The organism is Microbacterium sp. LWH7-1.2 (genome assembly GCF_038397755.1).
Lineage (GTDB): Bacteria > Actinomycetota > Actinomycetes > Actinomycetales > Microbacteriaceae > Microbacterium.
The window spans coordinates 414236-426556 of record NZ_CP151637.1; the positions used below are offsets into that span (position 1 = coordinate 414236).

At 70.1% G+C, this 12321-nt stretch carries 14 protein-coding genes; 9 read left to right on the top strand and 5 right to left on the bottom strand.

The window, feature by feature from the left end; all coding sequences use genetic code 11:
* Positions 1-30: 30 nt before the first annotated feature.
* The gene (locus tag MRBLWH7_RS01940; protein WP_341998644.1) at positions 31-1245 is read left to right on the top strand and encodes an ROK family protein; all 1215 of its coding nucleotides are present in this window, start codon (positions 31-33) and stop codon (positions 1243-1245) included.
* 7 nt (positions 1246-1252) lie between these two features.
* Here the strand turns inward: MRBLWH7_RS01940 and MRBLWH7_RS01945 are convergent, their stop codons facing one another.
* Positions 1253-2599 (bottom strand): vanadium-dependent haloperoxidase, encoded by a 1347-nt coding sequence (locus MRBLWH7_RS01945; RefSeq protein WP_341998645.1) that lies wholly within the window; start codon positions 2597-2599, stop codon positions 1253-1255.
* Between the two features lie 261 nt (positions 2600-2860).
* Between MRBLWH7_RS01945 and MRBLWH7_RS01950 the strand changes: the two genes are divergently transcribed.
* Together MRBLWH7_RS01950 and MRBLWH7_RS01955 are read left to right on the top strand one after the other, a co-directional pair.
* Complete coding sequence (locus MRBLWH7_RS01950) at positions 2861-3229, top strand: VOC family protein (RefSeq protein ID WP_341998647.1); 369 nt, start codon at positions 2861-2863, stop codon at positions 3227-3229.
* Positions 3230-3298: 69 nt separating this feature from the next.
* Positions 3299-4963: an ABC-F family ATP-binding cassette domain-containing protein gene (locus MRBLWH7_RS01955; RefSeq protein WP_341998649.1), complete on the top strand. Its 1665-nt coding sequence runs from the start codon at positions 3299-3301 to the stop codon at positions 4961-4963.
* A gap of 21 nt (positions 4964-4984) precedes the next feature.
* Here the strand turns inward: MRBLWH7_RS01955 and MRBLWH7_RS01960 are convergent, their stop codons facing one another.
* The 3 genes from MRBLWH7_RS01960 to MRBLWH7_RS01970 all read right to left on the bottom strand — a co-directional run bounded on the left by MRBLWH7_RS01960 (position 4985) and on the right by MRBLWH7_RS01970 (position 7177).
* Positions 4985-5335, bottom strand: a complete 351-nt coding sequence (locus MRBLWH7_RS01960; RefSeq protein WP_341998651.1) for a LysR family transcriptional regulator — start codon at positions 5333-5335, stop codon at positions 4985-4987.
* Positions 5336-5395: 60 nt separating this feature from the next.
* The gene (locus MRBLWH7_RS01965) at positions 5396-6370 is read right to left on the bottom strand and encodes an alpha/beta hydrolase (RefSeq protein ID WP_341998653.1); all 975 of its coding nucleotides are present in this window, start codon (positions 6368-6370) and stop codon (positions 5396-5398) included.
* A 66-nt stretch (positions 6371-6436) separates the two neighbouring features.
* The gene (locus MRBLWH7_RS01970; protein WP_341998655.1) at positions 6437-7177 is read right to left on the bottom strand and encodes an alpha/beta hydrolase; all 741 of its coding nucleotides are present in this window, start codon (positions 7175-7177) and stop codon (positions 6437-6439) included.
* Between the two features lie 125 nt (positions 7178-7302).
* Between MRBLWH7_RS01970 and MRBLWH7_RS01975 the strand changes: the two genes are divergently transcribed.
* From MRBLWH7_RS01975 to MRBLWH7_RS02000, 6 genes are all read left to right on the top strand, one after another.
* Complete coding sequence (locus tag MRBLWH7_RS01975; protein ID WP_341998657.1) at positions 7303-7701, top strand: VOC family protein; 399 nt, start codon at positions 7303-7305, stop codon at positions 7699-7701.
* A gap of 112 nt (positions 7702-7813) precedes the next feature.
* On the top strand, positions 7814-8608 hold the full coding sequence (locus tag MRBLWH7_RS01980; RefSeq protein ID WP_341998659.1) for an NmrA family transcriptional regulator: 795 nt from the start codon (positions 7814-7816) through the stop codon (positions 8606-8608).
* A 26-nt stretch (positions 8609-8634) separates the two neighbouring features.
* Positions 8635-9546, top strand: coding sequence for an RNA polymerase sigma-70 factor (locus tag MRBLWH7_RS01985; RefSeq protein ID WP_341998661.1), 912 nt, complete (start codon positions 8635-8637; stop codon positions 9544-9546).
* 128 nt (positions 9547-9674) lie between these two features.
* On the top strand, positions 9675-9956 hold the full coding sequence (locus MRBLWH7_RS01990; RefSeq protein WP_341998663.1) for a hypothetical protein: 282 nt from the start codon (positions 9675-9677) through the stop codon (positions 9954-9956).
* A gap of 81 nt (positions 9957-10037) precedes the next feature.
* A complete protein-coding gene (locus tag MRBLWH7_RS01995) occupies positions 10038-10796 on the top strand; it encodes an SDR family oxidoreductase (protein ID WP_341998664.1) in 759 nt (252 codons plus the stop codon).
* 149 nt (positions 10797-10945) lie between these two features.
* Positions 10946-11923 (top strand): zinc-binding dehydrogenase, encoded by a 978-nt coding sequence (locus MRBLWH7_RS02000; protein WP_341998666.1) that lies wholly within the window; start codon positions 10946-10948, stop codon positions 11921-11923.
* A gap of 40 nt (positions 11924-11963) precedes the next feature.
* Here MRBLWH7_RS02000 and MRBLWH7_RS02005 read toward each other — a convergent pair whose 3' ends face one another.
* Entirely contained in the window at positions 11964-12320 is a 357-nt protein-coding gene (locus tag MRBLWH7_RS02005; RefSeq protein ID WP_341998668.1) for a nuclear transport factor 2 family protein, read from the bottom strand.
* Position 12321: the final 1 nt, after the last annotated feature.

Genomic DNA, 12321 nt, shown 5'->3' on the forward strand with positions numbered 1-12321 from the left:
CGGAGGAACCCGCGAGAGGCAAGGGGCTTGATGTCACAATCGCTGTTGACCCCCACGGCGCTGCGCCGAGCGAGCCTCGACGCCGTGCTGGGGTTCGCCTGGGATGCCTCGGTCTTCACCGCGTCGGATGTGCTCGATGCGGTGGGTCTCACGAGGACGACGGCGATCGACGTCATCGACGAGCTCGTTGCGCGGGGGCTGCTGGCCGAACTGCCGAACGCTCGCGCGGCGGGGGACTACCGCAAAGGGCGGCCGGCACGCCGGTTCGCGTTCCGGCCGGACGCGGGGTTCGTGATCGGGGTCGACGCGGGGCAGTCGCGCCTTACCGCCACCGTCGCGGATCTGCGCGGCGAGAACCGCGCCGTGTGCCACCTCTTGCTCGACCCGAAGATGGACGCGCCGGACGTTCGTCGAGTGGCGGCGTCGCGAGTGGTCGACGAGGCCCTGGCCGAGGCCCAGCTCTCGCGCGCGGACGCCGTGGCCGTGGTCCTCGGCGTGCCCGCCCCGGTCGACCGGAACGGGATCTCGCCGCCGCACCGCGACGACTTCTGGCGCCGGATGAACCCGGACTTCGCTGAGCTCTTCGGCGCATGGGCGCCGATCGTGCGGGTGGAGAACGATGCGTCGCTCGCGGCGGTGGCCGAGCGTGCCGTGGGGGCGGCGGTCGGGTACGACGATTTCGTGACTCTGCTGGCGGGCGACCGGCTCGGTGCCGGCGTGTGGACCGATGGGCGGCTGCTGCGCGGTGCGCACGGCGGGGCGGCCGAGACGGTCGCCTTCGACCACGTGCGCGGGGTCGAGGGGGCGTGGGGCCTCGGTTATCGAGCGGCGGCGCTTGCTCGGCGAGCCCTGGCGGACGGTTCGCTGCCGGAGTCGAGTGGGCTTCGCGAGCTGGACGCTGCCGAGGTGGACGGAAAGACCGTGCTCTCGCTGGCGGCGGACGGCGACGAGGGCGCACAGGAGATCGCCGCTCAGGTAGGGGAGACGCTGGCGATCGTCGCCGGCGTCTTCGGCAGCCTCTTCGACTCGCGCCTCATCGTCGTCTCGGGTGCGGTGGCGGCGGGTGCTGGCCCGGTGATCTCGGCCGCGCTGGATGCGCTCCCCGAGGAGCTGGACCTCCCCGCGCCGGAGATCGTCGCTTCTACACTGGGCGCCGACATCGTGTCGGTCGGCGCCGTGCGTGCTGCGGTGGATGCGGCGCGCGCCGGCGTGCTCGATCTGCCGGCGTTCGCCGCCTCCCGATGATCCTCCGTCAGCGGCCCACCGCCTGGAAGTAGTGGGCCGCCCCATACCGGGCGACATTCACGCCGAGCCGCTGGCCCTCGACGTCCGCGTACCGGAAGTGCAGGCCGGCCCAGATGCGAGCATCGATCAGTTCGTTCAGTGGCTGCGAGAACGTGTCGAACGTCCGAACCCGCTGTGCGCCGGCAGGCAGCGCCGCGGACGTGCTCGTCATCTGGAAGCCACCCACGATGACGTCGCCGAAGAACATGCGGAGGATCGCGCCGTGCGCGCCGTCGTTGCAGTTGTGTCCGGACGGGTGATCCGGGTACGGAGCCGTGACGAGTGGCGTCCAGCCCAACTCGGCGGTCGTCGCACCATTGCCGTCTTCGTCTGCCCGCGGGATCGCGTTCCACGGCCGCCAGAAGTCGTAGTGGTACTTGTCGGCCCAGCAGGTGATGAGCGCGTCGGCGCCGCTCAGGTTCTGAAGCGCCAGGAGCCGCGCGGCCTCGGTGGCGCTGAGGTCGTTCGCGACGATCAGCTGTCTGGCGACCTCGTTCCACGCGAGAATCGGCGGCCATTGCCACCACTGCGCAACGTAGGTCTGTTCGGCGGTCCGCGTCGAGCCCGTCGCCCTGCCGATGTCCTTGACCTCGTTGACTTCCGCCGCGTACTCGGGGCTGTCGAGTGCGAGCGGCGGTGCCGAACGGAACTGTGTCGCGCTCTCCACGAGGAACGGTTCGACGCCGCCCACCCACGGGGTCGGGTCGAGTGCTTCCTGTCCCGTCGAAGTGAGCAGCGGCGACCAGTGCCCCGGGCGTGGGTCGCGCACCCACTGCGACGCGCCGAAGCGCCCGTCGTCTGCTCGTGCCTGGAGCATCGCGTCAGCGGCTGCGTGGCCGGCGGCGATGCCCTGCTTCGTGAACGGGTTGCCGGCGATCGGGTCGACGGACGCCGCATACTCCGCGTCCAGGGTGGCGAGGAGCGCGGCCCTGGCGGGGAAGGGCGCGATCTCCGGCGCGGTCGAGATCAGGTTGTGCAGCACGTCGTATGCGGCGGTCGCCACAGCCGCCTCGACCGAGGCCTTCGCACCGAAACGCTGCCTGAGCAGGTACGGCTCGTACTGCTTCGGTCCGATCGCATTGACCGCGTCGTAGACGGCGCCCTGCGTCATCCCCATGTTGATCTGGTACGCGGGGGGCGCGCCGCCGTCGGGCCCGGGAACGGCGACGAGCGTGTTCGCCGCGACCTCGTTCCAATGCACGACCGCCGTGGGATCTGTCGGTGTCGGCGGGGCGGCTGATGCGCCGGCGGCTCCGAGTGTGACCGATGCGATGAGAGCGGCCGCAACGATGGCGATGCAACGACGAGTGTTCATGACCAACCTCACAGTGGGGATCTGAGGTGAAGGCCTGGATAGCCTGCCTCACTGTCTCACCGCAGCGCGAGGCCGTCGATTGGGGATAGCCCTTAGGGAGAACCGGCTATCCGCTCCTCTGCCGGGCGCGGTGCCCGCGGATACCCGCCTCTCTACGACCGCCGGAACCGCACCCACGTGGGATCGCGGACAGGATGTGTCCTGGTCATGCGGGATGATCGCCCTGTTCGCAACGCCTGACGTCCGAAGGAGGACGAAGCAATGTCCAAAGTCGTATGGTTCGACATCCCCGTCGCTGACATGACACGAGCGATCGCGTTCTATCAGACGCTCACGGCCGAGCAGCTCGTGCGGCTCCCGGTCGGACCCGGCAAGGAGACGGCGATCTTCGCCTCTGACGACGGAGGCGCGGCGGGGTGCCTGTTCGCGGCTCCGGAAGATGAGCCGTCCCACTTCGGATCGCGCGTCTATTTCGACGCGAGTCCCTCGATCGACGAGTGGTTGGCACGGGTCGAGCCGGCCGGCGGACGCATCCTCGTGCCGAAGACCGAGATCACCGGCGGCCGCGGCGTCTACGCCTACATCGAGGACAGTGAGGGCAACCGGATCGGACTGAACGCGCCGGCGTGAGGGCGGTGGGGGCGGCGTCCACGGCGCCGCCGCGGCGGCGGTGCGGCCGCGCCCTGAGAGGATGGTCTGATGACCGCAACACTCGTGGCGCGCGGCGTTGCCGGCGGGTACGGCCACCGCACGTTGTTCGACGCGCTCGACCTGACCGTCGCTCCGGGCGACGTCGTCGGCGTCGTGGGCGCCAACGGCGCCGGCAAGTCCACGCTGCTGCGCCTGCTCGCCGGCATCGGTACGGCGCAAGCCGGCACGATCAGCCTTTCGCCCGCCGACGCGTTCGTCGGCTGGCTGCCTCAGGAACACGAACGCGTGGAGGGCGAGACGGTGGCCGGGTACATCGCACGTCGCACGGGATGCGCGCAGGCGACGAGGGACATGGATGCCGCGGCCGCCGCGCTCGGCGAACCCGGTGTCCCGGGGGACGGGGTCGATCCCGCCGACGCGTACTCGACCGCACTCGACCGTTGGCTCGCAAGCGGCGCCGCCGACCTCGAGGAGCGGATGCCCGCCGTGCTCGCGGACCTGGGACTCGACCTCGGCGGCACGCCGGCGGACGAGGCGAGGATGACGGCGCTGTCCGGCGGCCAGGCCGCCCGCGTCGGGCTCGCCGCGTTGCTCCTGTCGCGGTTCGACATCGTGCTGCTCGACGAGCCCACCAACGACCTCGATCTCGACGGGCTCGAGCGGCTCGAGGCCTTCGTGCGCGGCATCCGTGGAGGTGTCGTACTGGTCAGTCATGATCGTGAGTTCCTCGCGCGGAGCGTGACTCGGGTGCTGGAGCTGGACCTCGCGCAGCACTCGAATCGCGTCTACGGCGGAGGGTACGACGCCTATCTCGAGGAGCGCGCCACAGTTCGACGGCATGCTCGCGAGAGCTACGACGCGTATGCAGAGAAGAAGGCCGACCTGGTGGCGCGGGCGCGCACCCAGCGGGAGTGGTCCAGCCAGGGCGTGCGCAACGCGATGAAGAAGTCACCCGACAACGACAAGATCCGGCGCAAGGCCAACACCGAGTCCAGCGAGAAGCAGGCCCAGAAGGTGCGTCAGATGGAGAGCCGGATCGCGCGGCTGGAGGAGGTCGAGGAGCCGCGCAAGGAGTGGCAGCTCGAGTTCACCATCGGCACCGCGCCGCGATCCAGCACTGTCGTCTCGACGCTGAGCTGCGCGGTCTTCGCACAGGGCTCGTTCACTCTCGGACCGGTGTCGCTGCAGGTGAACGCGGGGGAGCGGATCGGCATCACGGGACACAACGGCGCCGGCAAGTCGACGCTTCTTCGCGCTCTCCTGGGCCGGCAGGCGCCCAGCGCGGGCACAGCGAGCGTCGGGGCGAACGTCGAGGTCGGCGAGATCGACCAGGCCCGTTCGCTGCTGGTCGGATCACAGCCGCTCGCCGCCGCATTCGGGGAACTCGTTCCGGCGATGGAGTCCGGCGAGGTGCGCACCCTGCTCGCGAAGTTCGGTCTCAAGGCGGACCACGTCGGACGAGCAGTCGACGACCTGTCGCCGGGTGAGCGCACGCGGGCCGCTCTCGCCCTGCTGCAGGCGCGCGGAGTGAACGTGCTGGTGCTCGACGAGCCGACCAACCACCTCGATCTGCCCGCGATCGAGCAGCTCGAGCAGGCGCTCGAGTCCTATCGCGGGACTCTTCTGCTGGTGACCCACGATCGGCGCATGCTCGACGCCGTAGAGCTCGACCGCCACTGGCGCGTGGACGCCGGACGCGTCACCGAGCTGTAGTCCTCGCGCACCCAGGCGCTCCTAGCGTCCCTGGCGCTTCTTGTACGGCTTCGGCTGTCCTTTGACGATCGGGGCGCGGCCCTTGCCCTTCGACGCCTTCGCCTTGCCGCCCGCAGGAGCCTTCGGTGTCCGGGCCGGAGCCGGAGCCTCGGCGATCCGCGTCCTGGCTTCTTCGAGCAGCAGCGCGCCGGCGGGAGTCAGCGACCAGTTCGGCTTGCTGCGCGTGAACAGAGGGTGGCCGACTTCGTCCTCGAGTCTGTCGATCGTCGAGTAGAGCGACGCCAGCGCGACGCCGAGCTCGTCGGCTGCGCGCGGAACATGCAGTCCCTGGTCGACGATGGCGACGAACCGCTGCAGCTCACTGATCTTCACGGGCAACCTTCCGCTCGCCGGGCGACACGTCCAGTCTGCCGCAGCAGACCCCCTGCTCGCTCAGCGGACCGATTTCACGGCAGTGGTGCGGGCCGTCCGGGAGTCAGGGGGTACCCGCGCCATCGCCCGGCGGCTCGGCGATGTCCAAGATCGCCTCGGCGAAGGCGTGCGGTGCTTCGGCGGGCAGGTGGTGACCGGCATCCGGAATCTGTCGATGGATGCGCGGACCGGTGAAGAACCGATCGTGCTGAGAGCCGTCGGTGGCGGGAAGTTGCCGTCGGCGGTGCCGTCGAGCGTGATGGTCGGCACCCCGATCGGCGGCAGCCCGGCGAGGCGCCGCTCGAGGTCGACATGCGCAGGCGCACCGGGTTCGAGGCCGAGCCGGTGACGATAGGAGTGGATGACCACATCGACGTAGTCGGGGTTGTCGAACGCTGCGGCTGCGCGGTCCAGTGCGGACTGCTCGTACGTCCACGCGGGGGAGTTGCGCCGCCAGATCACGTCCGCGATGCCGCGGGCGTCTCGGACGAGCCCCGCGCGGCCGCGTTCGGTCGCGAAGTACCAGAAGTACCAGAACCCCGCTTCGAGTTGCGGCGCGAGCGGTATGCCGGTTGCTGCGATGTCCTGGATCAGATACCCGTTCACGGACACCAGGCCGCCGACGCGTTCTGGCCACAACGCGGCGACGATGCACGCGGCGCGTGCGCCCCAGTCGTAGCCCGCGAGGATCGGCTGCTCGAGGTGGAGGGCATCGATGAAGGCGAGGAGGTCGGCGCCGAGCGCGGCCTGCTGACCGGAGCGCACAGTGCGGGCATCGCGGAATGACGTGGGTCCGTGCCCGCGGAGGTAGGGGACGAGCACGCGAAAGCCTGCATCCGTCAGGAGCGGCACGACCTCGATGTAGCTGTGGATGTCGTACGGGAAGCCGTGGAGGAGCACCACGGGCTCCCCGGCGGGATCGCCGGCGTCGACGTACGCGACATGGAGTTCACCCGCTTCGACGGTGCGGACCGGGGTGGGGAAGGTGGCGGGCATGGGGAGTCCTTCGAGAGGGCGGCGGCGCCCCGGGATCGGACCATCGTCCGGGGCGCCGCCGGTCTGTCACGCGGCGATCTGCTGAGCGGCCACGTAGGCCTTGCCGGCTTCGGCGATGGTCGCGGCCACGGCGGCGGGCTGCGAGACCGAGATGGCGTGCGACGCGCCCGCGATCTCGTGAGTGCCGCGCGAGCCGGCGCGCTCAGCGCCTGCTCGATGGACGGCGACGGGGATATTGAGGTCCTGATCCCCGAAGACGTGCCACGACGGGACGTCGCGCCATGCCGGCCGATCGGTCGGGAGGCCCTCCGACAACGCGGCCTGCGTGACCGGGCGCTGCGTGGCGGCCATCAGCGCGGCCACCTCGGGCGAGACATCGGCGGCGAACTGGTGGTGGAACAGCTCGGGGCGGATGGCGAGTTCGTCACCTCCGCTCGACACCGGGTATGCCGTGAGCGTGTCCCCGAGCGTGCTTCCGGGAGCGCTGGTCGACAGCTCCAGCGCGCTCTGCCCGGTCTCGGGAACGAACGCCGCGACGTAGACGAGTCCGACGACAGCCTCGTTGCCCGAGGCCGCCTCACTGATGACGAGCCCGCCGTACGAGTGACCGACGAGGACGACGGGGCCGTCGATCGACGCGAGCACGTCGCGGACGTACGCGGCGTCGCCGGCCAGCCTCCGCAGCGGGTTGGCGACCGCGATCGCGCGGACGTCGTGCTGCTGCAGCTGTGCGATGACTCCGTTCCACGACGACGACTCGGCGAAGGCGCCGTGAACGAGGACGATGGTGGGCTTCTGAGCGGTCATGTCGAGTTCCTTTCGAGCGTGCTGTCGTGCGGTCTCATGAGCTAGGACCGGGTGAGGGCTGGACTTGTGACACGGCCGGCGCGTCGATCGGAGCGGGCACATCGGGCATCGAGGAGACTGGCCCGATGCCTCTCCTCGATCACCTCGGCGTCACAGTCGACAACCTGCCCCGGGCAATCGCCCAGTTCGACCCCGTGCTGACAGCGCTCGGAATGGAGCGCACCGACGGTGACAACGGGGTCGCGTGGTACGCGGAGGACGAGACGGAGCTGATCCTCTTCCCCGCGCGGGAGGCGGGAACCGGGCCGCACAGGCACGGGACGGTCGGCTGGCAGCACCTGGCGTTCGCGGTGGACTCTCGCGATGTGGTCGACCGGCTCCACGCCATCGCGCTCGCCGCGGGATGGAGCGCGGTGCGCGGCCCCCAGCCGTACCCGCGCTTCAACGAGCGCTACTACGCGTCGTTCGTCGAGGACGACAACGGCATCCGCATCGAGTTCATGCACAACCCTCCGAAGCCGTAGGCGGGCTGAGCCCTCACAGACTTTCCGCCGATCGGTCACAGATCGCTGCCGCATCCGGTCTCAGCTGGAAACGCGCGCGTCTTCGGGCGTGCGGAAGCAGAGAGGGGTCGACATGAGGATCGCTGTCATCGGGGGAACGGGGCTGATCGGCTCGAGAGTCGTCACCGCGCTCGAGGTCACCGGGCACGAGGTCGTGGTGGTGGCCCGCGCGGTGGGCGTGAACTCCTTCACCGGCGAGGGGCTCGAGCGGGCGCTCGAGGGAGTCGAGACCCTGGTCGACGTGTCGAACTCGTCATACACCGACGAGGCGGGCGCCCGCGAGTTCTTCTACGGATCGACGCTGAACCTCCTCACCTATGGCGCGGCGGCCGGAGTGGGTCATCACGTCGTGCTGTCCGTCGTCGGCACCGATCGGCTCGCTCATTCCGAGGGCGGCTACTTCCAGGCCAAAGCAGAGCAGGAGCGGCTGCTGACGGCATCCGGTCGTCCTTACTCGATCGTGCACGCCACGCAGTTCTTCGAGTTCGTCCGCAGCATCACGGATGCCGCGACCCGCAGCGGCGTCGCACACGTGGCAGACGCCCTCATTCAGCCCATGGCCGCCGCCGACGCGGCCGCCGCCGTCGCCCGCGCCGCCCTCGCGCGACCTACCGGGGGGATCACCGAGCACGCGGGACCCGAGGTGTTCGAACTCGGCTACCTCGCCCAGCGCGAGCTGCGGTTCCGCCGCGACGAGCGGGAGGTCGTCTCCGACCCCCTCGCAACGTACTTCGGCGCGCAGCTCGGCCGGTTCGAGCTGCTGCCCGGTGCGGGTGCCAGCATCGCGGCGACGCGATTCCACGACTGGCAGATCGCGCCCCGCGCAGGTGACGACGCGCTGCTGCCGACCCGCGCGGGCGTACGCTGAGCGCGGCGACGGGAGCGGCGGAGGCAATGGGCGAGACCACGGAACGCAGGAACGATCACGATCACGACGACATCGCACTCGCGGTCACGGTCTTCGACGAGCACCGGCGGCGTATCTTCGGCATCGCGTACCGCATGCTCGGCACCGTGGCCGATGCCGAGGACATCGTGCAGGAGACCTGGATCCGCTGGCAGAACGCCGACCGCGCCGACATCCGGGAGCCGGGTGCGTTTCTCGCGACGGTCGCCACACGACTCTCGATCAACGCCACCCAGTCGGCGCACGCGCGCCGCGAGACGTACATCGGACCGTGGCTGCCCGAGCCCGTGAACACCGACGCCGACCCCGCGCTCGGCGCCGAGCGCGGGGAAGCCCTGCGGTACGCGGTCCTGCTCATGCTCGAGAAGCTCACGCCCACAGAGCGCGCCGCGTACATCCTCCGCGAAGCGCTCGACTACCCGTACGAGCGGATCGCCGACATCGTCGGCGCCACTGTGGCGAACGCCCGCCAGCTCGTCAGCCGCGCGCGCAAGCATCTGGAGTCGGCACGCAAGGCTGAGGTGGCCGCCGCCGAGCAGCGCCGCCTGCTCGAGGCGTTCCTCGTGGCGGCGCAGAAGGGCGACGTGGGCGACCTCGAGCGGCTCTTCGCCGAGGACGTCGTCAGCTACACCGACGGGAACGGCGTCAAGCTCGCCGCGCGCATCCCGGTCGCCGGCCGAAGTCGCGTCGCGAAGTTCGTCGCCGCGTTTTCGAGCCATTTCTGGACCGGCAAGCAGATCGACTGGGTCGAGGTCAACGGCCAGCCCGCGGCCACCCTCTCGGAGGACGGGCGCGTCACGACGCTTGTCACGGTCACGGCGGGGGATGACGGCATCCGTCGACTGCTGTGGGTCATGAGCCCGGACAAGCTCGGGCATGTCGCCCAGGTCGGGGTGTGATCAGGCGGCCCGGCGCGTGGCTGCACCGCTCGATGCGGAGCTCGACGGCGAGCGCCGCGCAGCACGCGCGTGTGGTTCGGGCGCTCGTCGCCGTTGCGGAAGCGCATGATCCAGGCGGATTGAGACGGATGCTGCACTCCGGCGTCGTCCTCACGGTCGATGGCGGCGGACTCGTGGCAGCACCCGCGGCGGCGGTCGAGGGTGCGTCGGAGGTCGGTGCGTACCTCGGCGAGGCCCTCCTCCCTGCCGCGGTGTCGGCGCGTATCGAATCGGTCAACGGCGTGGCGGGGGTCGTCGTGTGCCGGGAGGGGCGGGTGACCGGGGTTCTCAGCGTCCGTGTGCGCGGTCGACTGATCGTCGAAGCCTGGCTCGTCGTGAATCCCGACAAGCTGACCCACTGGAACTGCTGAGACCGGCCGTCACAGATTCCACGCCCGCCCGGTCATAACTGGTGAGCGCGCCCCCCGTGCTCCCTGAACGAAAGGCACAACATGGCAAAGATCGTGGTCATCGGAGGCTCCGGACTCATCGGCTCGAAGGTCGTCGCGAAGCTCGCCGAGCACGGGCACGAGGCTGTTCCCGCCTCGCCGAACTCGGGGGTCAACACCATCACCGGTGAGGGACTCGCCGAGGTGCTGGAGGGTGCGTACGTCGTGGTCGACGTGTCGAACTCGCCGTCGTTCGCCCCCGACGACGTCATGGAGTTCTTCACGACGTCGACGCGGAATCTCATCGCCGCAGCGCGAGGGGCAGGCGTCGGGCACTTCGTCGCGCTCACCGTGGTGGGCACGAATCGCCCGAACGTGATCTCGTACTTCGCGGCGAAGACCGCTCAGGAGGAGCTGATCCGTGAGTCCGGCATCCCGTACTCGATCCTGCACGCGACCCAGTTCTTCGAATTCATCAGCGGCATCGCGGGAGTGTCGGGGAACGGTGACGCGATCCACCTGCCGGGCAATCTCGTACAGCCGATCGCCGCTGAAGACGTTGCGACCGCTGTGGCGCGCACGGCAGCCGGAGCTCCGCTGAACGCCGATGTCGAGATCGCGGGGCCGGAGGTGATGGGCCTCGATGAGATGGTGCGGCGCGGTCTCACTTTCCGTGGAGATCCGCGGGAGGTCGTGACCGACTCCGAGGCGCCGTACTTCGGCGCGCGGATGGAGGAGCGCACGCTCATGCCCGTCGACGGGGTTCAGCTCTTCGCGACGACACTCGACGAGTGGCTGCCGGCGAACCCGCCCCGCAGCTGACCGAGATGGCGAAGGCCCGGCTCCGATCGAGCGGCCGGGCCTTCGCCATCCCATGGTGTCGGTGGAAGGGGAATGCGTGTCGTCCGGCGCGGGCTATACCTCCGAGTGGCTGCACACCCGCCGCCCGAGACATACCAAGGAGCACCACCGTGCGCGCACTCATCCACTCCGCTTTCGGCGACCCGACCGAGGTTCTCGAGGTGGCCGAGCGACCGAAGCCCGAGCCGGGACCCGGTCAGGTGCGAGTGCGCACGATCCTCTCGCCGATCCACAACCACGACCTCTGGACCATCCGCGGCACGTACGGGTACAAGCCCGCGCTGCCGGCGGCTTCCGGCACCGAGGCCGTCGGGGTCGTGGACGCGCTCGGCGAGGGCGTCGAGTCCCTGAAGGCCGGGCAGCGGGTCGCCACGGGCGGCACGTTCGGCGTGTGGAGCGAGTACTTCGTCGCGAATGCCGCCGGGCTCGTTCCCGTGCCGGACGCGGTGAGCGACGAGACGGCCGCACAGCTCATCTCGATGCCGTTCAGCGCGCTGAGCCTGCTCGACTTCCTCGATGTGCAGCCAGGCGACTGGATCGTGCAGAACACCGCGAACGGCGCCGTGGGCAGGCTCGTCGCCCAGTTCGCCGCAGCGCGTGGCGTGCACGTCCTCGGCCTGGTGCGCCGCGATGCCGGCGTCGATGAACTGGCGGGGCTCGGCATCCGTGATGTCGTGTCGACCGCGTCGGATGCGTGGCGGGAACGCGCCGCGGCGATCCTCGGCGGGAACGCACCGCGCGCGGCGGTGGACTCCGTCGGCGGCGAGGCCGCCGGCGACCTGCTGTCGCTGCTCGGCGATGGCGGCACCCTCGTGTCGTTCGGATCGATGGCGTCCAGCACGCTGCACCTCTCGGCGGGCGACCTCATCTTCAAGCAGGCCACGGTGAAGGGGTTCTGGGGCAGCAAGGTCAGTCAGACGATGGATGCTGCGACCCGCGGTGCGCTGTTCGCCGAGCTGGTCCAGCGCATCGGGTCTGGCGAGGTCTCCCTCCCGGTCGACGCGGTGTTCCCGTTCGAGCAGGCACGCCAGGCCGCCGCGGCCAGCGCGGTGCCGGGGCGCGACGGCAAGGTGCTGCTGCGCTTCTGACGGCTTCGTGGCAAGTCGCGCCGGTCGCGGCCCACCCGCCTCACCCTTCGGCGAGGAGCACGGTCAACGACGTGATCACGCCGTTCTCGACGGTGATGAGATCGATGCCGCGGACGACCGGTGCACCCGACGGCCCGAACGCCCAGGGCAGCACCCCGGTCGTCGCGGACGTGTAGGCGGGTCCGTCCTCGACGAGCACGGACTTCTCGGGCGCGTCCTTCAGCAATGCTGCGGCGCTGGCGAGCACCGCCTCGGGACCGACGACGGTGCCCTCGGGGTCGGTCAGGGTCACTCCGGGGGAGTACGCGCGAGCCGCGGCATCGCGTCGTGCCGCGGCATCCCGGTTCCCGAAGACGCCGTGGAGGTTCAGACGGAGGAGTTCAGCGACGGTGCTCATG